This is a genomic window from Azospirillum sp. P4_B5, assembly GCF_056402275.1.
Genome location: NZ_JBFUHT010000012.1, coordinates 81,591 through 102,172, shown reverse-complemented (window position 1 = coordinate 102,172; position 20,582 = coordinate 81,591). Strand labels below are relative to the sequence as shown.

At 70.2% G+C, this 20,582-nt stretch carries 19 protein-coding genes; 13 read left to right on the top strand and 6 right to left on the bottom strand.

Going from position 1 to position 20,582, the window contains the following annotated elements; genetic code table 11:
* Positions 1 to 11 precede the first annotated feature (11 nt).
* Positions 12 to 1,040 carry a nicotinate-nucleotide--dimethylbenzimidazole phosphoribosyltransferase gene (gene cobT / locus AC1DVI_RS11960; RefSeq protein ID WP_014239312.1) on the bottom strand — a complete coding sequence of 343 codons (1,029 nt, stop codon included), beginning with the start codon at positions 1,038 to 1,040 and terminating at the stop codon, positions 12 to 14.
* Between the two features lie 156 nt (positions 1,041 to 1,196).
* On the opposite strand from cobT, the gene cobS reads away from it, so the two are divergent.
* From cobS to AC1DVI_RS11945, 3 genes are read left to right on the top strand one after another with little or no spacing between them, the layout of a single operon-like run.
* Entirely contained in the window at positions 1,197 to 1,991 is a 795-nt protein-coding gene (gene cobS / locus AC1DVI_RS11955) for an adenosylcobinamide-GDP ribazoletransferase (RefSeq protein ID WP_476958153.1), read from the top strand.
* A complete protein-coding gene (locus tag AC1DVI_RS11950) occupies positions 1,988 to 2,614 on the top strand; it encodes a histidine phosphatase family protein (protein WP_476958152.1) in 627 nt (208 codons plus the stop codon). Before cobS ends, AC1DVI_RS11950 begins: the two co-directional genes overlap by 4 nt.
* 36 nt (positions 2,615 to 2,650) lie before the next feature.
* The gene (locus AC1DVI_RS11945) at positions 2,651 to 3,160 is read left to right on the top strand and encodes a pyridoxamine 5'-phosphate oxidase family protein (protein WP_014239309.1); all 510 of its coding nucleotides are present in this window, start codon (positions 2,651 to 2,653) and stop codon (positions 3,158 to 3,160) included.
* Between the two features lie 143 nt (positions 3,161 to 3,303).
* Here AC1DVI_RS11945 and lpxD read toward each other — a convergent pair whose 3' ends face one another.
* From lpxD to AC1DVI_RS11930, 3 genes are all read right to left on the bottom strand, one after another.
* Positions 3,304 to 4,431 (bottom strand): UDP-3-O-(3-hydroxymyristoyl)glucosamine N-acyltransferase, encoded by a 1,128-nt coding sequence (gene lpxD, locus AC1DVI_RS11940; protein ID WP_476958151.1) that lies wholly within the window; start codon positions 4,429 to 4,431, stop codon positions 3,304 to 3,306.
* 80 nt (positions 4,432 to 4,511) lie between these two features.
* Positions 4,512 to 5,348: an ABC transporter permease gene (locus tag AC1DVI_RS11935; protein ID WP_476958150.1), complete on the bottom strand. Its 837-nt coding sequence runs from the start codon at positions 5,346 to 5,348 to the stop codon at positions 4,512 to 4,514.
* Positions 5,335 to 6,147, bottom strand: coding sequence for an ABC transporter ATP-binding protein (locus AC1DVI_RS11930; protein WP_476958149.1), 813 nt, complete (start codon positions 6,145 to 6,147; stop codon positions 5,335 to 5,337). The genes AC1DVI_RS11935 and AC1DVI_RS11930 overlap by 14 nt, the downstream gene beginning before the upstream one ends.
* Positions 6,148 to 6,267: 120 nt before the next feature.
* Here AC1DVI_RS11930 and AC1DVI_RS11925 point away from each other — a divergent pair, with 120 nt between their 5' ends.
* Positions 6,268 to 7,599 carry an ActS/PrrB/RegB family redox-sensitive histidine kinase gene (locus AC1DVI_RS11925; RefSeq protein WP_476958148.1) on the top strand — a complete coding sequence of 444 codons (1,332 nt, stop codon included), beginning with the start codon at positions 6,268 to 6,270 and terminating at the stop codon, positions 7,597 to 7,599.
* A gap of 14 nt (positions 7,600 to 7,613) precedes the next feature.
* On the top strand, positions 7,614 to 8,198 hold the full coding sequence (locus AC1DVI_RS11920; RefSeq protein ID WP_014239303.1) for an ActR/PrrA/RegA family redox response regulator transcription factor: 585 nt from the start codon (positions 7,614 to 7,616) through the stop codon (positions 8,196 to 8,198).
* Between the two features lie 77 nt (positions 8,199 to 8,275).
* On the opposite strand, the gene AC1DVI_RS11915 is transcribed toward AC1DVI_RS11920, so the two are convergent.
* Together AC1DVI_RS11915 and AC1DVI_RS11910 are read right to left on the bottom strand one after the other, a co-directional pair.
* Complete coding sequence (locus AC1DVI_RS11915; RefSeq protein ID WP_145625410.1) at positions 8,276 to 8,467, bottom strand: YgaP family membrane protein; 192 nt, start codon at positions 8,465 to 8,467, stop codon at positions 8,276 to 8,278.
* Between the two features lie 77 nt (positions 8,468 to 8,544).
* Entirely contained in the window at positions 8,545 to 9,237 is a 693-nt protein-coding gene (locus AC1DVI_RS11910; protein WP_149164166.1) for a Crp/Fnr family transcriptional regulator, read from the bottom strand.
* Positions 9,238 to 9,464: 227 nt separating this feature from the next.
* On the opposite strand from AC1DVI_RS11910, the gene AC1DVI_RS11905 reads away from it, so the two are divergent.
* From AC1DVI_RS11905 to AC1DVI_RS11870, 8 genes are all read left to right on the top strand, one after another.
* Positions 9,465 to 11,738 carry a GNVR domain-containing protein gene (locus AC1DVI_RS11905; RefSeq protein WP_476958147.1) on the top strand — a complete coding sequence of 758 codons (2,274 nt, stop codon included), beginning with the start codon at positions 9,465 to 9,467 and terminating at the stop codon, positions 11,736 to 11,738.
* Positions 11,739 to 11,888: 150 nt separating this feature from the next.
* A complete protein-coding gene (locus tag AC1DVI_RS11900) occupies positions 11,889 to 13,334 on the top strand; it encodes a flippase (RefSeq protein WP_476958146.1) in 1,446 nt (481 codons plus the stop codon).
* Positions 13,335 to 13,563: 229 nt separating this feature from the next.
* Positions 13,564 to 14,919: a nucleotide sugar dehydrogenase gene (locus AC1DVI_RS11895; RefSeq protein ID WP_149164163.1), complete on the top strand. Its 1,356-nt coding sequence runs from the start codon at positions 13,564 to 13,566 to the stop codon at positions 14,917 to 14,919.
* Positions 14,920 to 14,944: 25 nt separating this feature from the next.
* A complete protein-coding gene (locus AC1DVI_RS11890; protein ID WP_476958145.1) occupies positions 14,945 to 15,943 on the top strand; it encodes an NAD-dependent epimerase/dehydratase family protein in 999 nt (332 codons plus the stop codon).
* A gap of 14 nt (positions 15,944 to 15,957) precedes the next feature.
* Entirely contained in the window at positions 15,958 to 16,929 is a 972-nt protein-coding gene (locus tag AC1DVI_RS11885) for a GDP-L-fucose synthase family protein (protein WP_476958144.1), read from the top strand.
* 6 nt (positions 16,930 to 16,935) lie between these two features.
* Complete coding sequence (locus tag AC1DVI_RS11880; protein ID WP_476958143.1) at positions 16,936 to 18,195, top strand: glycosyltransferase family 4 protein; 1,260 nt, start codon at positions 16,936 to 16,938, stop codon at positions 18,193 to 18,195.
* Complete coding sequence (locus AC1DVI_RS11875; protein ID WP_476958142.1) at positions 18,192 to 19,412, top strand: glycosyltransferase; 1,221 nt, start codon at positions 18,192 to 18,194, stop codon at positions 19,410 to 19,412. Before AC1DVI_RS11880 ends, AC1DVI_RS11875 begins: the two co-directional genes overlap by 4 nt.
* Complete coding sequence (locus AC1DVI_RS11870) at positions 19,412 to 20,560, top strand: glycosyltransferase family 4 protein (RefSeq protein WP_476958141.1); 1,149 nt, start codon at positions 19,412 to 19,414, stop codon at positions 20,558 to 20,560. Before AC1DVI_RS11875 ends, AC1DVI_RS11870 begins: the two co-directional genes overlap by 1 nt.
* Positions 20,561 to 20,582: the final 22 nt, after the last annotated feature.

Sequence of the window (20,582 nt, the reverse complement as noted above, 5' to 3'; positions counted from 1 at the left end):
ACGCCTACCCCTCACACCCCGCGGGTGCTGACGCCCGCGTCGGCGAAGGTCGCCATGCCGGCGTGGCAGGCACAGGCCGACTTCACGATGTTGATGGCCAGCGCCGCGCCCGAGCCCTCGCCCAGACGCATCCCCAGATCGAGCAGCGGCTCCTTGCCGATGGCGGCCAGCAGATGGTCGTGGCCCGGCTCGACGGAGCGGTGGGCGACCATGCAGTGGTCGAGCGCCCGGCGGTCGGCCTTGAACAGCACCGCCGCCGCCGCCGTGCAGGCGTAGCCGTCGAGCAGCACCGGCACCCGCGCCATGCGGGCGGCCAGGATGGCGCCGGCGATGGCCGCCAGCTCATAGCCGCCGAAGCAGCGCAGCGCCTCGAACGGGTCGTCCTTGGCCTGCGGGTTGGCGGCCAGACCGGCCTCGACGGCGGCGACCTTGCGGGCCAGCCCCTCGTCGTCCACACCGGTGCCGCGGCCCGTCCAGTCCTTGGCCTCGCCGCCGAACAGGGCGTGGCAGAGCGCCGCCGCCGCTGTGGAGTTGCCGATGCCCATCTCGCCGAGCGCCAGAAGCTGGACCCCCGTCTCCACGGCCATCATGCCGTAGGCCATGGCCTGGCAGCAGTCCTCCTCGCCCATCGCCGGACCTTCGGTGAAGTCGGCGGTGGGGGTCTCCAGGTCCAGCTCGTAGACGCGCAGGTCGGCGTCGGCCACCTCGCAGAGCTGGTTCACGGCGGCGCCGCCGTTCTGGAAGTTCTGGACCATCTGGGCGGTCACCGCCGCCGGGTAGGCCGAGACGCCGCGCGCGGCGACGCCGTGGTTGCCGGCGAAGACGGCGACCCGCGGGCGGCGCACCTCCGCCGGGTGCTGGCCCTGCCACGTCGCCATCCACTGGGCGATCTCCTCCAGCCGGCCGAGCGCGCCCGCCGGCTTGGTGAGCTGCCGTTCGCGCTGGAGGGCCGCCGTGCCGGCGTCGAGGTCCGGCCCCGGCAGGTTGCGCACCAGCGCACGGATTTCCTCGAAGGTGATGGCGGGCTGCGTGTTGCTCATGGCGAAGGGTCCTGACGCTGACGGCAGAGGATGAGATCGGAAAGCGATGAAAAAAGCGGCGCGACCTTGGACCATTCCCGATCCGCTGTCAAAGCGCCTCTCGTCCTGTCTGTTATCCGTTGCGGCGGGCCTGGGGTTGCCGTACTCCGAAGCGCCATGCTTGAGGATCCCCCCGCCCCGTCCACCGCCCGCTGGACCGCCCCCCGTTGGATTGCCGACTTGGCGCTGGCCGTCGTCTTCCTGACGCGGCTGCCGCTGCGCCTGTCCGGCCCGCTGGCCGAGGACGCCCACGCCCGCGCCATGGGCTGGTTCCCCCTGGTCGGCGCCGGGGTCGGGCTGTTCGGCGGCGCCGTCTACGGGCTGGCAGCACTGGCCCATCTGGCGCCGCTGCCGGCGGCGCTGCTGGCGCTGGGCGCGATGGTCTGGCTGACCGGCGCCCTGCACGAGGACGGGGCGGCGGACGTCGCCGACGGCTTCGGCGGCGGGCGCGACAAGGCTCGCAAGCTGGAGATCATGCGGGACAGCCGGGTCGGCAGCTACGGCGTGCTGGCCATCGTCTTCTCGGTCGCGGTTCGCGCCTCGGCGCTGGCGGCGCTGGCCGAACCGCGCCTCGTCATCCCCGCCCTGCTCGCCTCGGGCGCCCTGTCGCGCGGCGGCATGGCGGTGATCGCCCGATTCATGGACCCGGCCCGCGCCGACGGCCTCGCCGCCCGGCAGGGACGCCCGTCGCCCGGCACGGTGGCCCTGTCGCTGGCGCTGGCGCTGGCCGTGGCCATGGCGGCGCTGCAGGGGCTGGCCGCTGCCGCGGTCCTCTCGGCCGCGCTGGCCGTCCTGGCGGTGGCGTGGCAGGCGCGGCGGCAGATCGGCGGCCACACCGGCGACGTGTTCGGCGCCGCCCAGCAGGTGGCGGAGGCCGCCGTTCTGCTCACCCTGGCCGCGACTGTTGCATGAAAAACACTCGCTGGTGGCTCATCCGCCACGCTCCCGTCCCGAATCCGGGAAACGTGATCTACGGACAGAGCGATCCCGCCGCCGACACCGGCGATTCCGACGCGCTGGCGGCGCTGGCGGCGCGGCTGCCCCCGCAGGCGGTTTGGGTGACCTCGCACCTGCGCCGCACGCGGCAGACGGCGGCGGCGCTGCGGCTGCCCGGCAGCGACATGGCGTTGGTCGAGCGGGCGCTGGCCGAACAGGATTTCGGCCGCTGGGAAGGGCTGTCCCATGACGCCGTGGCGGAGTTGCATCCCGAGGAGGTCCGCCGATTCTGGAGCGATCCGGCAACGGAGGCCGCACCGGACGGCGAGAGCTTCGCGGCGGTGATGGAGCGGGTCGCCGGCGCCGTCGCCCGGTTGACCGACCTCTACGCCGGGCGCGACATCGTGGCGGTGATCCACGGCGGGTCGATCCGCGCGGCGCTGGCGCTCGCCCTGAACCTGACGCCACAGGCGGCGCTGCGGCTGGCGGTGGCGCCACTGTCGCTGTCGCGGATCGACCATTACGGCAGCGAGGAGGGCGGTTCCTGGTCGGTCGCGGCCCTGAACGCGCTCGGAACCTTTCCAGGCAGCGCGCGTTGACCGGACTCCGTTGGGCTACCAATAGAGGGTCAGACCATGGCAAGAAGCGCTGACGATCGCGAGGCCGCCGAGAAGCTCTGGGGCATGATCAAGGGCGTCCGCATCTGCATGATGACGACGCTGGACGAAAACGGCATTTTGCATTCCCGCCCGATGGCGACCCTGCCGCACGCGGGATTCGACGATGGAACCTTGTGGTTCTTTACGCGCGCCGACTCGCCGAAGGTCCATGAACTGAAGACGCACTGGCGCGTCAACCTGTCCTACGCCGACCCCGACAAGCAGGATTACGTCTCGGTGTCCGGGGTGGCGGAGACGGTGCGCGACCGTGACAAGATCCGCTTCCTGTGGCGGGACATCCTGTCCACCTGGTTCCCGCAGGGGGTGGACGACCCCGATCTCGCGCTGTTGAAGGTCAGCGTCGATCAGGCCGAATATTGGGACAGCCCCTCGAGCGCGATGGTCTACGCCTACGGCTATGTGAAGGCGAAAATCACCGGCGAGCCGCCGAAGCCGGGGGATCACGCGAAGATCGCGTTTCAGTAAGCACATGAAAGGGGCAGCGCTTGCCCCCATCCTTCCCACGGCTTCGCCGCGGGCCCCTTCCCTCCCCCGCTATCGCAGGAGAGGGAGTTCAATCCCCTCCCCTGCGATAGCGGGGGAGGGTCAGGGAGGGGGCAAGTGCTCCCTCACTTTTCCTCGGCCGCCGGCTTCCCGCCGCCATCCAGCGCCCCAACCCGCTTCTTCAGGTCGGTCACGTCCGCGAACATCCGCTTCAGCCGGGCCAGCCCCTTGTATTGCTCGAAGGCGCGGTCGCGCGGCACCGCCGGGTAGCCCATGTAGACGGCCTTCGCCGGAATGTCCGTGCCGACGCCGGAGTTGCCGGCCACCACCGCGTCGTTGCCGATCTTCACATGGTCGGCCACGCCCACCTTGCCGGCCAGCACCACACGGTCGCCGATGGTCGTGCTGCCGGCGATGCCGACATGGCCGCAGAGCATGCAGTTGGTGCCGATCTGCACGTTGTGGCCGATCTGCACGAGGTTGTCGATCTTGGTGCCGGAGCCGATGCGGGTCGCCGTGATGGTGCCGCGGTCGATGGTGGCGCCGGCCCCCACCTCCACATCGTCGCCCAGGATCACCGTGCCGATGGAATTCACGCGGTGGATCAGCACGTTGGTGCCGACCACCTTGCCCGTCGCCTTGGCCGATTCGACGCTGCCCGGCTCCGGCGTCACGAAGCTGAAGCCGTCGTTGCCGACCGCGGCGTTGGGATGGATGATGCAGCGCTCGCCCATCACCACCCGCTCGCCGATGCGGGCGCCGGGGTGCAGCAGGCAGCCCTTGCCGATCACCGCCTCCGCCCCGACCGTGGCGTGGGGCATGACGATCACGCCCTCGCCCAGCACCGCCTTCGGCCCGACATAGGCGAAGGGACCGACCGACACGCCCGCGCCCAGGATGGCCTCCGGCGCCACGAAGGCGGCGGGGTGCACCCCCGGCTCGGCATGGACCGGCTTTTCGAAGACCGTGGTCAGGCCGGCCATGGCGAAGCGCGGGCGCTTGACGACGATCCAGCCCTTGAGGTTGGCCGGCACCTCCGCCCCTTCCGCGACCACGGCGGCGACGGCCTTGCCACCGGCGAGCAGCTCCGTCATGCCCTTTTCCATGGCAAGCGCCAGATCCTCCGGCCCCTCGGCCTCCGACGGGTGGACGGCGCGGGCGATGGGCAGGGTGCCGTCGCCCTCCAGCGCCGCCCCCAGGGCGGCGGCGATCTCGGCGAGGGTGACCGGGGCGGCGGGGGAAACGGGAGTCATGGCGGCGCTCTGGCTGTCGGTCCGAAGTGGCCGGGACGCTAGCACGGCGGGCCGGTGCTGGCGAGGGCCGGCGCCTTTTGTCACTCGCCTGTCTGCAGCAGCGCCCCGCGCACCCGCGCCTGATGGAAGGAGTAGAGGAAGGCGGCGCTGCACAGCCCCATGAACAGGGCGTTCAGCCCCACCGCCCAGGCCAGATGGTCCCAGCGCATGGTGCCGTCGAACAGGATGGCCCGCATCCCCTCGAAGACGTGGGCGGACGGCAGCGACAGGGCGACCCATTGCAGCCAGTCCGGCAGGACGCTGACCGGGTAGTAGACGGCGCTGACCGGGGCCAGCATGAAGACGACGATCCAGGCCAGCCCTTCCGCACCCATGCCGTAGCGCAGGATCAGCGCCACGATGACCAGCCCCAGCGACCAGCCGAAGACGATCAGGTTGGCGAAGAAGCCGGCCAGCGGCAGCCCGAGGTCGAACAGCGAGTAGCCGAACAGCGGAATCGCCAGCAGCGCCGCCGGGACGACGCCGATGACCGTGCGGATCAGGCTCATCCCGAACAGCGCCGCCACCCATTCGCTCGGACGCAACGGGCTGACGAACAGGTGGCCGAGGTTGCGCGACCACATCTCCTCCAGGAAGGACACCGACACGCCGAGCTGGCCGCGGAACAGCACGTCCCACAGCAGCACCGCGCTGACCAGCACCCCCGCCCCCTGCGCCACCCAGGCGCTGGAGGTCGCCATGAACTGGTTGATGTAGCCCCACAGAATCATCTGCATGGTCGGCCAGTAGGCCAGCTCCAGGAAGCGCGGCCAGGACCCGCGCAGCAGATACCAGTAGCGCAGCACCATCGCCCCGACCCGGCGGAGGGAGAGGGCCGGATTCGGGTGAACCATCACAGCGGCGTCACTCGGCAGCATCGGCGGCCTCCCGCCGGGAGTCCCGACTGGCATCCTCACCATTGGCGCGGTCGCGGGCGATGTCGAGAAACACGTCCTCCAGCGAGGTCCGTCCATAGCGGGCCAGCAGCCCCGACGGCGACCCGCGGTCGACGATCCGCCCCTGGCGCATCACCAGCACGTCGTCGCACAGCCGCTCCACCTCCAGCATGTTGTGGGAGGCGAGCAGGATGGTGGCCCCGGACTCCAGGCGGTAGCGCTCCAGATAGGTGCGGATCCAGTCCGCCGTGTCGGGGTCGAGCGAGGCGGTCGGCTCGTCCAGCAGCAGAAGCTCCGGCCGGTTGAGCAGCGCCTTGGCCAGCGCCACCCGCGTCTTCTGCCCCGCCGACAGCCCGCCGGAGGGACGCTCCAGGAAACGGGTCAGTTCCAGATGCTCGGCCAGTTCCTCCACCCGCCGCTTCACCCCCTTCAGACCGTAGAGGTGACCGTAGACGGTCAGGTTCTCCCGCACGGTCAGCCGGTGCGGCAGCTCCACATAGGGCGAGGAGAAGTTCATGCGGGGCAGCGCCGCGTGGCGGTGGCGCACCATGTCCACCCCCAGCACCTCCACCGTGCCGGAGGTCGGCAGCAAAAGCCCGAGCAGCATGGAGATGGTCGTCGTCTTCCCGGCCCCGTTGCCGCCGAGAAGCCCGGTGACCGACCCCGCCGCAACGGTGAAGGAGATGCCATCAACGGCGGTGACCTCGCCGGACCGGGCGGTGCCGTAGCGTTTGGTCAGGTTCTCGGCCCGGATGGCGTGCTGTTTTGCGCATTGATCCATAGGCGGAGAATATGGCCGCTTGGCGCGCAAACGCCAGAGTGGCAAAACAGCACCGACAAATCGGCCAAGCGCCCCGATACGAAGCCGCGGCGACAGCGGCCCTTGCTGGAAAGCCCGCCCATGACCGTGACCGCCGCCTCGTCCCTCCGCCACGCCATGACCCACGCCGGCCGGCCGGGTCCGGCCCAGTGGACCAACCTGGACGGCCGCGTCACGCTGCGCACCCTGATCCTGATCCGCTGGATCGCGGTGATCGGGCAGCTCGCCACCGTGGCGACGGTGCAGCTCGTCATGGGCTTCCCCTTGCCGCTGGGGCCGGTGCTGGCGGCCATCGGCGCCTCGGTCCTGCTGAACCTCGTGGCGATGGCCCAGCGCGGCGGGCGGCTGCGGCTGGCCGACCGGGACGCCGCGCTCTATCTCGGCTACGACATGCTGCAGCTCACGCTGCTGCTGTATCTGACCGGCGGCCTCGCCAACCCCTTCGCCATCCTGCTGCTGGCCCCGATGACGGTGGCCGCGGCGATCCTGTCGCGCTACAGCGTGGTTCTGCTGACCGGCCTCAACCTCGTCTGCCTGACGGTGCTGGCGCTGTGGCACTTCCCGCTGCCCTGGCCGGAGCCGATGCCCTCGGTCGCCCCGCTCTACGCCTTCGGCATCTGGCTGTCGCTGTCGGTGTCGGCCGGCTTCATCAGCGGCTACGTCTTCCGCGTGGCCGAGGAGGCGCGGCGCTTCGCCAACGCCCTGTCGGCCTCGCAGGTGGCCCTGGCGCGCGAGCAGCGGCTGTCCTCGCTGGGCGCGTTGGCCGCCGCCGCCGCGCATGAACTGGGGTCGCCGCTCGGCACCATCGCGGTGGTGGCGAAGGAGCTTCTGCACGACATGCCGCCGGACAGCCCCTTCACCGAGGACGTGGCGCTGCTGCAAAGCCAGGTGATGCGCTGCCGCGAAATCCTGGCGGAGCTGGCCCGCAAGCCGGAGGCGGACGGCGGCGACCCGTTCGAGCGGCTGCCGCTGACCGCGCTGGTGGAGGCGGCGGGCGCCCCGCACCGGCTGGGCCACATCCAGTTCGCGGTCGAGCGCAGCGACGGCTCCGTGGGGGAGGAGCCGATCGTCCGCCGCAGCCCGGAGATCATTCATGGCCTGGGCAACTTCATCCAGAACGCCCACCAGTTCGCCGATGGGCGCGTGACGGTCGCCGCCTCCTGGGACGCGAAGTCCGCGACCGTCGTGGTGATGGACGACGGTCCGGGCTATCCTGCCCATCTGCTGAGCCGCATCGGCGAGCCCTACCTGTCGGCAAGAAGCGAGCGGTCGGGCCATATGGGGCTGGGAATCTTTATTGCACAAACGCTGCTAGAGAAAACAGGTGCCCTTGTAGCCTTTAGCAATAACCGTAGCGGCGGCGCGCGAGTTGTCGTACGTTGGGACCGTGGTGTCTTAGAACCAGAGGACTAGTGGTGGATAGCGCGATGACCACGGACGAGAGTCCAACGGGCGAAACCGCCAAGCTGACGTTCACCGGTGACGTTACCCGCAGCCTCCTCATCGTCGACGACGACGCGCCGTTCCGAACCCGCCTCGCGCGCGCCATGGAAAAGCGCGGTTTCAACGTGGTGGCCGTGGACAGCGTGCAGCTCGGCATCGACGTCGCCCAGGAATCGGCGCCGGCCTTCGCGGTGGTCGACCTGCGGCTGGCCGACGGCAGCGGCCTGGACGTGGTCAAGACCCTGCGCGACGCCCGCCCCGATGCCCGCATCGTCATGCTGACCGGCTACGGCAACATCGCCACGGCGGTCGCCGCGGTGAAGGCCGGCGCGGTGGACTATCTGCCGAAGCCGGCGGACGCCGACGCCGTGGAATCCGCCCTGCTGGCCGACGGCCGCCCGCTGCCCTCCCCGCCGGAAAACCCGATGTCCGCCGACCGCGTGCGGTGGGAGCACATCCAGCGCGTGTTCGAGCAGTGCGACCGCAACGTCTCCGAGACCGCCCGCCGGCTGAAGATGCACCGCCGCACCCTGCAGCGCATCCTGAACAAGCACGCCCCGCGGGGGTGATGCCGGTCGCCGGACCGTGACAGAGAAAAGGCCCCTGTCCTTGCGGAGAGGGGCCTTTTTCTTTGCCGCGGGGCGGTTCACTTCCTGACGGAGCAGGTCCTGACACCGAACAGGGTATAGGCCGGGCAGAAGCCGACCACCGCGGTCAGCAGCGGGACGAGGCCGATCCAGCCCCAGGGGGTCTGCGGGCCGACGAAGACGAGGGCGATCAGGACGAGACCGACGATGGCGCGCAGCGCGCGGTCGATGGTGCCGACGTTGACGGGCATGGGTGCACCTTGGGAATTGAAGTGGGCGGTTGGTGCGCCCATCCAAGACCCTTTCCGCCCGCCGGTCTGTGACTCCGTCACACGCCGTCCGTGCGCTCCAGCGCCAGCAGCGCGTCGGGATCGCGCACCCCGACGCGCCCGCGCGACAGCTCCACGAAGCCGCGCCGCTCGAATTCCTTCAACTGGCGGCTGACCACCTCGCGCGCCGTGCCCAGCTCGACGGCCAGCGTCTGGTGGGTGGTGTCCAGCCCGCCGCGCGCGTCGCGGTGGTCGACCAGGAAGCGGGCCAGCCGCAGGTCGATGCGCCCGAAGGCCACCTCCTCCACCAGCATCATCATGCCGAGCAGGCGCGTGCCGAAGGAGGCGAAAACGAAGTCGCGAAACAGCGCGGACCGTGCCAGCAGCTCGTGGAAGGCCCCGGCCCCGAGCGCGATGGCGTCCAGGTCGGTTTCGGCCACCCCCTCGGCGCTGTAGTCGGCGCGCGTCATCAGGCAGGCGGTGGTCAGGATGCAGGTCTCGCCCGCCCCGACGCGGTAGAGAACGATCTCCCGCCCGGTCTCGGCGGTCATCTGGACCCGCACCGTGCCGTCCAGCAGCATGAGAAAATTGTGGCACAGGCTGCCGATGCGGAACAGCACCGTGCCGCGCGGCACCGCCATCCGTGCCCCCTGCGTGCGCAGGACGGCCTGCGCGTCGGGCTCCAGGGCGGACAGCGCCGGAAACGCACCGGCCCAGGCAGCGTCAATCTTTCCAACATGTTGCGGCAGCATGCCCGGCCCCCTTCGATCGACTATGACCATTATCCGCAAAGGGGCTTCCCCGGTCCACCCAAAGGACCGGTCTACCCAATGGCACCTCCGGGGAGGGTACCCAATGAGCGTGTCTTCCCCACCATATGCCCTCCGGGCAGCATGAAACGGCCGGACGGTCGATGGCGTTCTAGGCAATCGTAACGCCCCGAACGGGGTGCCGTTCGGCATGCGAGGAGGAACCCGCTTTGGCCACCCAGGACATTCAGGATCAACCCCAGCGGCGGCAGGCGGCACCGGTTTCGGCACCGCTCTCGTTCGACCTGTCCACCGCGGCGGCCAGCGCGGTGCGCCGCACCACCGGCATGCTGCTGCGCCACAAGCTGTTGATCGGGACGGTGATCGTGCTGGGGACGGGAATCGCGGGTCTCGTCGCCCTGCGCATGACGCCGCTCTACACCGCCCAGACCCTGATCATGGTGGAGCACCGCAAGAACCAGGTGATGAACTACCAGGAGGTCGTCTCCGGCCTCTCGACCGAGCTGGGCGCCCTGCAGAGCGAGGTGGCGATCCTGAAATCTCCCGCCTTCGCGGAGAAGGTGGTGGACAAGCTCGGCCTGATGAACGATCCGGAGTTCAACGCGGCGCTGCGGCCCGAGCAAACGAACTGGTTCTATTATCTGAACCCGAAGAACTGGGTGCCCGACTCCTGGTGGAACAGCGCCCGCGGCGACCGGCCCGAGATCACGCTGAGCCCGGAGGAGAAGACAGCCAACGAGAGGACCTCGGTCGTCAACAGCTTCATTGAAAATCTGGCGGTGCGCCCGCAGGGCCGCTCCTACGTCATCGCCGTGGATTTCGACAGCGAGGACCCGCGCAAGGCCTCCCTCATCGCCAACACCATCGGCGAGATGTACCTCGTCGACCAGCTCGACGAGAAGTTCAAGGCGGCCAAGCGCGCCACCGCCTGGCTGGAGGAGCGCATCACCGAGCTGCGCCGCGAGGCCAAGACGACCGGCGAGGCGGCGGAGAAGTACCGCGCCGAAAGCGGCCTGACCAGCGCCAACGGCGAATCCACCCTGATCGCCCAGCAGCTGGCCGAGCTGAACACCAGCTACGTCCTGGCCCGCACCAAGCGGCAGGAGGCGGAGGCCAAGCTGCGCGAGGTGACCACCCTGGCACAGAGCCCGCGCGGCGTGTCGGCCATCGGCGACGTGCTCGGCTCCCCCCTGATCCAGGCGCTGCGCCAGCAGGAGGTCGAGCTTCAGCGCAAGATCGCCGACGCCGCCAACAAGTACGGCGCCCGCCACCCGACGCTAACCGCGCTGCAGAGCGAGCTGCGCGACCTGCAAGGCCAGATCAAGGCCGACGTGGGCCGCATCGTCCAGAACCTGAGCAACGAGGTGGAGGTCGAGCGCGGGCGCGAGGCCGCCCTGAAGACCAACCTCGACCAGCTCCAGGCCCAGCGCAACCAGCAGCAGGAATCCAACGTGACCCTGCGCACGCTGGAGCGCGACGCCGAGACCTCGCAGACCATGTACGAGGCGATGCTGACCCGCTTCCAGGAGATCGCTGGCCAGACCGAGATCCAGCAGCCCGACGCCCGCATCGTGTCGGAGGCGGCGATCCCCCTCAACCCGTCGCAGCCCGACAAGAAGATGATCGTGCTGCTGGCCCTGATCGCCTCGGCCACGCTGGGCGTTCTGCTGGCGATGCTGCGCGAGCAGTCGGAGCGCGGCTTCCGCAGCCCGCACCAGTTCGAATCGGTGACCGGCGTGCGCTCGCTGGGCATCGTCCCGGCCATCGGACGGCGCCGCCGCGGCACCTCGCCCGCCGCCTACGCCATCGACAAGCCGATGTCGGCCTTCGCCGAGGCGATGCAGAACCTGCGCACCACGCTGCTGCTCGCCAACCCCGACGGGCACCAGCGGGTGATCCTGTTCAGCTCCTCCGTCCCCGGCGAGGGCAAGAGTTCGATCGCCGCGGCCTTCGCCCGCATCTGCGCCAACGCCGGCCAGAAGACGATCATCCTGGACTGCGACATGCGCCGAAAGGGGCTGCACCCGATGCTGGGGCTGGAGAACCGGCACGGCCTGTACGAGGTGCTGTCCGGCGAATGCGCGCCGAACGAGGTGATCCAGACCGACCCGCGCACCGGCCTGCATTTCATCGCGTCGGGCCGCGGCTCCGCCCTGCCGCAGGACATGCTGGGCTCCAGCCGGATGCACCAGCTCATCTCGCGGCTGGCGCTGGAGTATGACCGGGTGATCCTGGACAGCCCGCCGGTGCTGGCGGTGTCGGAGGGCAAGCTGCTGGCGGCGTTGGCCGACCAGACGGTCTTCATCGTGCATTGGGGCAAGACCAAGCGGGAGACCGCCATGGCCGGGCTCAAGGAGATCGTCGAGGCGGGCGGCGAGGTGGTCGGCGTCCTGTTCTCCCAGGTCGATATCCGCCGCCACGCCCAATACGAGTTCCCGGACAGCGGGCGCTACCACGGCTACCGCCGCTACTACGCGAACTGACGGCGGCGCTTGAGAGAAGCCACTGCTTCGGGCCCCCACCCAACCCTCCCCCGCTTTCGCAGGGGAGGGCTCTTCTCCTCCCCCTGCGAAGCGGGGGGAGGTCGGGAGGGGGGCTCCGACACGACACGCCCACACACCCGAAAAGACCCGATGACCGCCGGACGACGCATTTTCCTGAACATCCGCGCGCTGGGGCTGGCCCGCGTCGCCACGCTGCTGAGCGGGCTGATCACCACGGCCTGGACAGCGCGCGCGCTCGGACCGGACGGGTTCGGCGTGCTGGGTTTCGGCACCTCGATGCTGGCCTACGCGGCGCTGTTCGTGAATCTGGGCCTGTCCACCTACGCGGTGCGCGAGATCGCCCGCGACCGGGAAAAGGCCACCGATTTGGCGGACCATGTGCTGACGCTGCGGATGCTGCTGGCCGTGCTGGTCGGCGGGCTCTACGCCCTGTTCGTGCTCCAGCTCGATAAATCGGCGCTGGTCAAGGCGGTGCTGCTGGTCCAGGCGGTGCAGTTGCTGGGCAACGCGCTGCTGCTCGACTTCGTCTATCAGGCGACGGAGCGGATGAGCGTCATCGCGGTGCGCGAGATCGGCACCTCGCTCGGCAACATGGTCGCCGTGCTGGCGCTGGTGCACGGGCCGGACGATCTGGCCGTCGCCGCCGGCATCACCGCCGTTTCCTTCGTCATCAACGCCGCCCTGATGCTGGTCCGCTTCAGCCGCGATTTCCGGATGCCGCGGCCGCGGGTGGACCTCGCCAAGTGGCGGGACATCCTGAAGACCTCCGCCCCGATGGCGGTCAGCGTCTTCGCCTGGGCGCTGTTCTCCCACCTCGACCTGGTGATGCTGGGCTTCATGGCGCCGCAGACGGAGGTCGGCTGGTACGCCGCGGTGACCAAGCTGCTGGTGCTGTCGCTGACCGCGGGGAACATCATCCTCAGCGCCTTCATGCCGCAGCTCGCCGCCGCCTATGGCGACCGCGAGGCGATGCGGGCACGGATGCGCGACTACGCCGCCACCACATTGTCCATCGGCGCGCTGATCGCAGCGGGCGGCTTCACCCTGGCGCCGGCCATCCTGGGCACCGTCTTCGGCCCGGCCTACGCGCCGGCCGTCGACACGCTGCGCCTGCTGATGATCGCGGTCGCCATCGTCCACATCAACCTGACGATGGGCAACCCGCTGCTCGTCTGGCACCGGCAGACCGGCTACATGACCGCCATCCTGATCGGCGGCCTGACCAATGCGGCGCTGAACCTCATCCTGATCCCGCGCTATGGGATCGAGGGCTCCGCCGCCGCCACCATCGTCGCCGAGCTGACCGCCATGACCGGCCTCGCCTGGCAGCACCGGCGGGCGGTCGGTCAGCTTTACCTCGGAATCGCCGCGCGGGCGGCGCTGTGCGGCGCGCTCGCCATGGGGGTCACCATGGGATTGACCCACGCGCTGCCGGACCTGATGGCTCCCGCTCATCCCCTGCCGGCGCTGCTGATCGGCGGCAGCGTTCTGGTCGCGGTCTACGCGCTGGCGGCGCTGCTCACCGGGCTGGTGCGCCCGTCGCGGTTGCGCCGGCTGATCATGGCGGCGGCATGACCCGCCCGCCTCATCCCGAATCCCGAAGGACGCCGACCGGACGCACCCTTGCCGCCGGTCCGGGGTACCACGAACAAAACAATGCCCGATCAACGGCATAGTCATTTCACGCCACCCCGAACGGCCGGAACAATGCCGCGTTGCAAGACGTTCGGATTGCGCATGGCGCGGGTGGCGGATGGCGGCGCCTTTGGATGCATGCTCCAATCACTAGCAGGATCGAAAGACTATGCTCCCAAAGTCCTTTCCCGACCGGAACGTCTGCGTGCTCGGTCTCGGCTATGTCGGGCTGACGCTGGGCGTCGCCATGGCGGACGCGGGGTTCCAGGTGCACGGCGTGGAAGTCCGGGACGAGGTGCTGGACAAGCTGGCCCACGGCATCCCCCACTTCCATGAGCCGGGCCTTGCCGAGACGCTGCGGCGCGTGATGGAGCGCGGGCGCTTCACCTTCGGCCGCAAGCCGGAAAACAGCCGGGATTGCTCCGTCTTCATCATCACCGTCGGCACCCCGCTCGACCGCGACGGCCGCGTGCGCACCGACATGATCGAGGCGGCGACCCGCCAGGTTGCCGACTGCATCCACGACGGCGATCTCGTCATCCTGCGCTCCACCGTGAAGCTGGGAACGACCCGCGAGGTCGTGGCGCCGATCCTGCGCCGCACCGGCAAGCGTTTCGACATCGCCTTCTGCCCGGAGCGCACGCTTGAGGGGCAGGCGCTGATCGAACTGAACCAGCTTCCCCAGATCATCGGCGCGGAAAGCGTCGAGGTGGCGGCCCGCGCCTCGCAGATCTTCGGCATGCTGACTCCGACGACGGTCAAGGTCTCGACGCTGGAAACGGCGGAGATGATCAAGCTGGTGGACAACACCTACCGCGACGTCACCTTCGCCTTCGCCAACGAGATCGCCCGGCTGTGCAACGCCATGGAGGTGTCGGCGCTGGAGGTGTCGCGGGCGGGCAAGCTCGGCTACCCGCGCACGCAGCTTCCGCTGCCCGGCCCGGTCGGCGGTCCCTGCCTGGAGAAGGACCCGCACATCCTGATCGAATCCGCCCGCGAGTTCGGGGTGGAGATGGACATCACCGCCGCCGGGCGCCGCATCAACGAAAGCCAGCCGCTCGAGGTGTCGCACTTCCTGGAGCGGTTGACCGGCTCGATGCAGGGCTTCCCACAGGAGCCGACCATCAGCCTGATGGGCCTCGCCTTCAAGGGCCGCCCAGCAACCGACGACTTGCGCGGCACCATGGCCAAGCCGCTGTTCGAGGAGTTGCGCACCCGCTTCCCCAAGGCGCGCTGGCGCGGCTTCGACGCGGTGGTGGCGGCGGACGACATCCGCGGCTTCGGGCTGGAGCCCGCCAACAGCATGGCCGAGGCGGTGGATGGCGCCAACCTCGCCGTCATCCTGAACAACCACCCGGTCTTCACCTCCATGCCGCTGCCGGATCTGGCGCGCCGCATGGACCGGCCGGGGGTCATCTACGACTTCTGGAACAACTTCAACAGCCGCGAGGTGGACCTGCCGGAGGGCACGGCCTACGTGGCGCTGGGCAGCCACGGCGCCGCCCGCTTCGCCCATGTCGCTTGACGCCGCTGCCTGAGGGAAAAGACCAATGCCGAAACATTACCTCGTCACCGGGGGCAGCGGCTTCATCGGCGCCGCCCTGGTGCGCCGGCTGGTGCGCGACGGACACCGCGTGCGCGTTCTCGACGACAACTCCCGCGGCCACCCGCGCCGCCTGGGCGACGCGGTGGACGCGGTCGAGTTCGTGTCGGGCGACATCCGCGACCCGGCGGCGGTGGACAAGGCGGTGCGCGGCGTCGACGGCGTGCTGCATCTGGCCGCCGTCAACGGCACCAAGCATTTCTACGAGAAGCCGGAGGTGGTGCTGGACGTCGGCGTGCGCGGCATGCTGAACGTGCTGGACGCCTGCCGGTCGAACGGGGTGGGCGATCTGGTCGTCGCCTCCTCCTCCGAGGCCTACCAGACCCCGCCGATGGTGCCGACCCCGGAGGACATCCCGCTGGTCGTGCCGGACGTGCTGAACCCGCGCTACAGCTACGGCGGGTCGAAGCTGATCTCGGAGCTTCTGGCGGTCAACTGGGGCCGCACCGGCTTCGACCGCGTCGCCGTCTTCCGCCCGCACAACGTCTACGGCCCCGATATGGGGTGGGAGCATGTGGTGCCGGAGTTCGTGCGCCGCGCCGTGGATGCCATCGACCGCAGCCCGGAGGTTCTCGTGCCCTTCCCCATCCAGGGCGACGGCACCCAGACCCGCGCCTTCGTCCACGTCGACGACGCGGTGGACGGCATCATGACGGTGATCGAGCGCGGCGAGCATCTCGGCATCTACCATGTCGGCAACCCGGAGGAGATCTCCATCGCCGAACTCGCCCGGCAGATCGTCGGCGTGCTGGGGCGGGTGGCCGACATCCGGATCGGGCCGCCCSCCCCCGGCGGCACCCAGCGGCGCAGCCCCGACATCGCCCGCCTCTCCGCGCTCGGCTACACGCCGCGCATCCCGCTGAAGGACGGTCTGCCCGGCGTGGTGGACTGGTACGCCGCCCGCAGCCGCGACGGCGACGCCCCGATCGCCAGCGCCGCCGAATAAGGGAACCGAGACCCATGGAGCGAAACAGCCGCATCTTCGTCGCGGGGCACCGCGGCCTCGTCGGTTCGGCCATCGTCCGCCGTCTGGTGGAGGACGGCTACGACGATCTCGTGCTGCGCGGCCGCGACGAGCTGGACCTGACCGACCAAGCCGCGGTGCGCGCCTTCTTCGACCGGGAGAAGATCGATTACGTGATCCTGGCCGCGGCCAAGGTCGGCGGCATCCTGGCGAACGAGCGGTTCGGCGGCGACTTCATCCGCGACAACCTGTTGATCCAGACCAACGTCATCGACGCGGCCTGGCGGGCGGGGGTGAGGAAGCTGCTGTTCCTCGGCTCCTCCTGCCTCTACCCGAAATTCGCGGAGCAGCCGCTGAAGGAGGAGGCGCTGTTGACCGGTCCGCCGGAGCCGACCAACAAGCCCTACGCCATCGCCAAGATCGCCGGCATCACCCAGTGCCAGGCCTACCGGCGGCAATACGGCTTCAACGCCATCTGCGCCATGCCGTCGAACCTCTACGGCCCCGGCGACCATTTCGACCCGGAGGGCTCCCACGCCATCCCCGGCATGATCCGGCGCTTCCACGACGCGAAGATGGAGCGGGCGCCCAGCGTCACCCTGTGGGGCACCGGCACGCCACGGCGCGAGTTCCTCTATGTGGACGACATGGCCGACGCCTGCCTGCATCTGATGGAGCGCTACGACGGCGAGGACATCATCAACGTCGGCCCCGGCGAGGACATCGCCATCGGCGATCTGGCCCGGCTGATCCGCGGGGTGGTCGGCTACGAGGGGGCGCTGACCCAGGATTTGAGCAAGCCGGACGGCCACCCGCGCAAGCTGATGGACGTGTCGCGCCTGTTCGCCACCGGCTGGCGGCCCAAGGTCGGGCTGGAGGAGGGGCTAAGCCGCACCTACGGCTGGTTCCTGGAGAACGCCGCCCCGCCGGCTCCCCGGCCCGCCGCCACTGGCGAAGCCGCGGAGTGACCGCCCATGCCCGATGACTCCACACCGCTGCGCACCCGGACAGTGGCTCCGGCCGCCCTGCCGCCATCGGTCCTGCTGGTGGCGATGAGCTATTGGCCGGAACCCGCCGGCAGCGCGCCGATGATGACCGACCTCGCCACCGCCTTCGCCGCGGCGGGAACGGACATGACGGTTCTGACCGCCCGCCCCAACTATCCGGGCCAGGCCATCTACGACGGCTACGCCGACGGGGCCGAGGACCGCCGCACCGTGAACGGCGTCCGCATCGAGCGGCTGCCCACCATCCCGCCGAAGGGCGGCGGCATGAAGGCCCGGCTGATCCACGAGGGGGTGCTTCACGCCGGCTTCCTGGCGGCCCGCGCCCGCGGGCGCGTCGGGCGGCACAGGGCGGTGCTGTCGCTGTGCCCCTCCATCTTCAGCGTCGCCGTCGCCGACCGCTTCCGGGCGCCGGGCGGGCGGCACATCGCCATCGTGCACGACATCCAGTCCGGCCTCGCCGGCGCGCTGGGCATGGGCGGCGGAGCCGCTCTGAAAGCCATCCAGGCGGTGGAGCGCACCGCGCTGAACCGCGCCGACGGCATCGTCGTGCTGTCGGAGGCGATGGCCGACGTGCTGCGCGACCTCGGCGTGCGGCGGCCGATCACGGTGATCCCGCCCCACGTCGACGCCGACGCCGTCCGCCCCCTGCCCCGGCCGGAGGGCCAGCCGCCGACCGTCCTCTACAGCGGCGCCTTCGCCCGCAAGCAGGGGCTGGACCAGGTGCTGGAGATGGCCCGCCACCTCCACGCGCTGCGCCCCGACGCCCGCGTCCTGCTGCGCGGCCAGGGCGGGCTGGAGGAGGAACTGAAGGCTCAGGCCAAGGCGATGGCGCTGCCCAATGTGGAGTTCGCGCCGCTGATCGCCTCCGACCGGCTCGCCGAGGGACTGGCCGAGGGCGACGTGCATCTGGTGCCGCAGCGACCGGAGGGGGCGGCCTTCGCCATGCCGGGCAAGGCGGTGACCATCCTGGCCGCCGGGCGGCCCTTCGTCTGCACCTGCCTGCCGGGTTCGGCGCTCGACCGGCTGGGGACGGAGATCGACGCCTTCCTGCGCACCCCGCCCGACGCGCCGGAAGCGATGGCGCAGGCTGTGGCCGAGCTTCTGAACGATCCCCCCCGGAGCGCCTCCATGGGCCGCCGGGGCCGCGCCTGGGTGGAGGGCAACGCCAGCCGCAGCGCCGTCCTGGCGCAATACGCCGCGCTGCTGCTGGGAGACGACGCCGCATGACGAAGCCCGCCCTGGTCTTTTCCTGGGAGATGTTCGGCCCCTACCACATGGACCGGCTGGAGGCGGTCGGGCGACGGCTCGGCCATCTCTATGACGTGGTCGGTCTGGAGGTCGGGTCGAAGTCCCACACCTACGCCTGGGACTCCACCGGGGAGGGGCAGCATTTCCGCAAGGTCACGCTGTTCCCCGGGCGCTCCAAGGCGGACATCCCGTCCTTCCAGGTCTACCGCGCCCTGCTGCGCGAATGCCGGGCGGCGGGGGCCAGCCACGTCTTCCTGTGCCATTACGAGGAGCCGGACGTCTTCGCCCTGGCGGTGACGATGCGGCTGATGGGCCGGCGCGTCGTCAACATGAACGCCTCGAAGTTCGACGACAAGCCGCGCGTCCTCTGGCGCGAGGCGCTGAAGTCCCTGCTCTACAAGCCCTATCAGGCGGCGATCGGGGGCAGCCACCGCACCGTCGACTATTACCGCTTCCTGGGACTGCCCAAGGACCGGCTGTTCATCGGCTACGACACCCTGTCGCTGGAGCGGGTGCGCCGGCTGTCCGGCATGACGCCGGCCCCGGAGGGCGTGCCCTTCGCCGAGCGGCACTTCACGATCATCGCCCGTTTCGTGCCAAAGAAGAACCTGTTCCGCGCGGTCGAGGCCTACGACCTCTACCGCCGGATGGCGGGAGAAGCGGCGCGGCCCCTGCACCTCTGCGGCTCCGGCCCGCTGGAGACCGATCTGCGGGCGGAGGTCGCGAAGCGTGGGCTGGAGGGGCAGATCATCTTCCGCGGCTTCCTTCAGGAACAGGGCATCGCGGAAACGCTGGGCTCCACCCTGTGCCTGCTGCTGCCCTCGCTGGAGGAGCAGTTCGGGCTGGTGGTGAACGAGGCGCTGGCGATGGGCGTGCCGACGATCCTGTCCGATCAGTGCGGCGCCCGCGACGTGCTGATCCGCAGCGGGCTGAACGGCCACATCGTCGAGCCCGACAATCCGGAGGGGCTGGCCCGCCACATGTTGTCCGTCGCGTCGGACGAGGCGGAATGGCGCCGCCTCAGCCTCAACGGACGGCCCTTCCAGGCGCTGGCCGACGCCGGCTTTTTCGCGGAGGCCGTGGAAAAGGCCCTGCACAGCCTGGGCGCCCGTCCGGCGGCGTCCGTACTGGAAACCGCCGCACCGGAAAGTGCCAGCGAAAGCGCCCGAAAGGGCACCCGTGAAAGCGAAGCCTGATGACCGACCGCCGCAACATCCCTCACATCGTCGTCTCGGGCCGCCTTCCCCCGCCCACGGACGGGATGAGCCGGGTCACCGCCCTGGTGCTGGACCGCCTGCGCAACCGCGGCCCGGTGGAAGCCACGGTGGAGGTCGCGGACCTGTCGCCGGGCTGGAACGGCGGCGGCCTGCGCTACCACGCGGCCAAGGCCATGCGCGTCCTGCTGGCAGGCTTGCGGCTGGCGGCCGGGGCGACGATCCCCGAACGGCGCTTCTACATGCCCGTCGATTCGGGGCTGGGCATCTTCTACACGGCGGCGCTGGCCGGCGCGGCGCGGCTGTTCGGCTATGAGCGCACGCTGCACCACCATTCCTTCGCCACCATCTCCAAGCCGACCTGGCGGATGAGCCTGCTGACCCGTCTCGCCGGCACGGACTGCATGCATGTGCTGCTCTGCCCGGCCATGCAGGCGCGGTTCCAGGCGCTCTACCCAGCGGCGAAAACGGCGATGAGCGTGTCCAACGCCATCTTCACCCCGCCGGTGCCACGGCCGCGCCACGGCAAGTCCGGCCCGCTGCGCATCGGCCACCTGTCCAACCTGTGCGCCGACAAGGGGCTGGACACGCTGTTCACCCTGCTGCGCGCCTTGAGGTCGGAGGGAGTGGACGTCACTCTGGTGCTGGCCGGGCCGGGTCTGGGGCGCATGGACAACGCACTGGTCGCGGCGGGACTGGCGGCCTTCGACGGCGACGTGGAGTACCGCGGGCCAGTGGACGACGACGCCAAGGCGGCCTTCTACCGCGACATCGACGTCTTCGTCTTCCCCACCCGCTACCGCAACGAGGCGCAGCCGCTGGTGCTGTTCGAGGCGATGGCGGCGGGCGTCCCGGTGCTGGCCTACGACCGCGGCTGCATCGGCAGCGACATCCCCCGCCCCGGCCTCGTCCCGCAGGACCGGGACTTCATCCAGGCGGTGCTGCCGGCGCTGCGCCTCTGGGCCAAGGACCGCGACGCTCTGGCGCTCGCCTCCGAGCAGGCACACGCCCGCGCCCGCGCCGCACACGAGGCCGGGCACGGCGGCATGGACGCGCTGCTCGACCGCATCGCCGGCCCGCTGCCCGAAGCCGCCGGAACCGCCGTCCGCCCGAAACGCGCCATGGGCTGACCGCGCCTGAGTGGAATTTCTT

Bases quoted from the DNA above. Each gene is read 5' to 3' on its own strand.
- AC1DVI_RS11920 (WP_014239303.1), top strand. From the start codon at position 7,614: ATGACCACGGACGAGAGTCCAACGGGCGAAACCGCCAAGCTGACGTTC.
- AC1DVI_RS11950 (WP_476958152.1), top strand. From the start codon at position 1,988: ATGAAAAACACTCGCTGGTGGCTCATCCGCCACGCTCCCGTCCCGAAT.
- AC1DVI_RS11885 (WP_476958144.1), top strand. From the start codon at position 15,958: ATGGAGCGAAACAGCCGCATCTTCGTCGCGGGGCACCGCGGCCTCGTC.
- AC1DVI_RS11930 (WP_476958149.1), bottom strand. From the start codon at position 6,147: ATGGATCAATGCGCAAAACAGCACGCCATCCGGGCCGAGAACCTGACC.
- AC1DVI_RS11870 (WP_476958141.1), top strand. From the start codon at position 19,412: ATGACCGACCGCCGCAACATCCCTCACATCGTCGTCTCGGGCCGCCTT.
- AC1DVI_RS11875 (WP_476958142.1), top strand. From the start codon at position 18,192: ATGACGAAGCCCGCCCTGGTCTTTTCCTGGGAGATGTTCGGCCCCTAC.
- lpxD (WP_476958151.1), bottom strand. From the start codon at position 4,431: ATGACTCCCGTTTCCCCCGCCGCCCCGGTCACCCTCGCCGAGATCGCC.
- AC1DVI_RS11915 (WP_145625410.1), bottom strand. From the start codon at position 8,467: ATGCCCGTCAACGTCGGCACCATCGACCGCGCGCTGCGCGCCATCGTC.
- cobS (WP_476958153.1), top strand. From the start codon at position 1,197: ATGCTTGAGGATCCCCCCGCCCCGTCCACCGCCCGCTGGACCGCCCCC.
- AC1DVI_RS11900 (WP_476958146.1), top strand. From the start codon at position 11,889: ATGACCGCCGGACGACGCATTTTCCTGAACATCCGCGCGCTGGGGCTG.
- AC1DVI_RS11895 (WP_149164163.1), top strand. From the start codon at position 13,564: ATGCTCCCAAAGTCCTTTCCCGACCGGAACGTCTGCGTGCTCGGTCTC.
- AC1DVI_RS11935 (WP_476958150.1), bottom strand. From the start codon at position 5,348: ATGCTGCCGAGTGACGCCGCTGTGATGGTTCACCCGAATCCGGCCCTC.
- AC1DVI_RS11910 (WP_149164166.1), bottom strand. From the start codon at position 9,237: ATGCTGCCGCAACATGTTGGAAAGATTGACGCTGCCTGGGCCGGTGCG.
- AC1DVI_RS11880 (WP_476958143.1), top strand. From the start codon at position 16,936: ATGCCCGATGACTCCACACCGCTGCGCACCCGGACAGTGGCTCCGGCC.
- AC1DVI_RS11945 (WP_014239309.1), top strand. From the start codon at position 2,651: ATGGCAAGAAGCGCTGACGATCGCGAGGCCGCCGAGAAGCTCTGGGGC.
- AC1DVI_RS11925 (WP_476958148.1), top strand. From the start codon at position 6,268: ATGACCGTGACCGCCGCCTCGTCCCTCCGCCACGCCATGACCCACGCC.
- cobT (WP_014239312.1), bottom strand. From the start codon at position 1,040: ATGAGCAACACGCAGCCCGCCATCACCTTCGAGGAAATCCGTGCGCTG.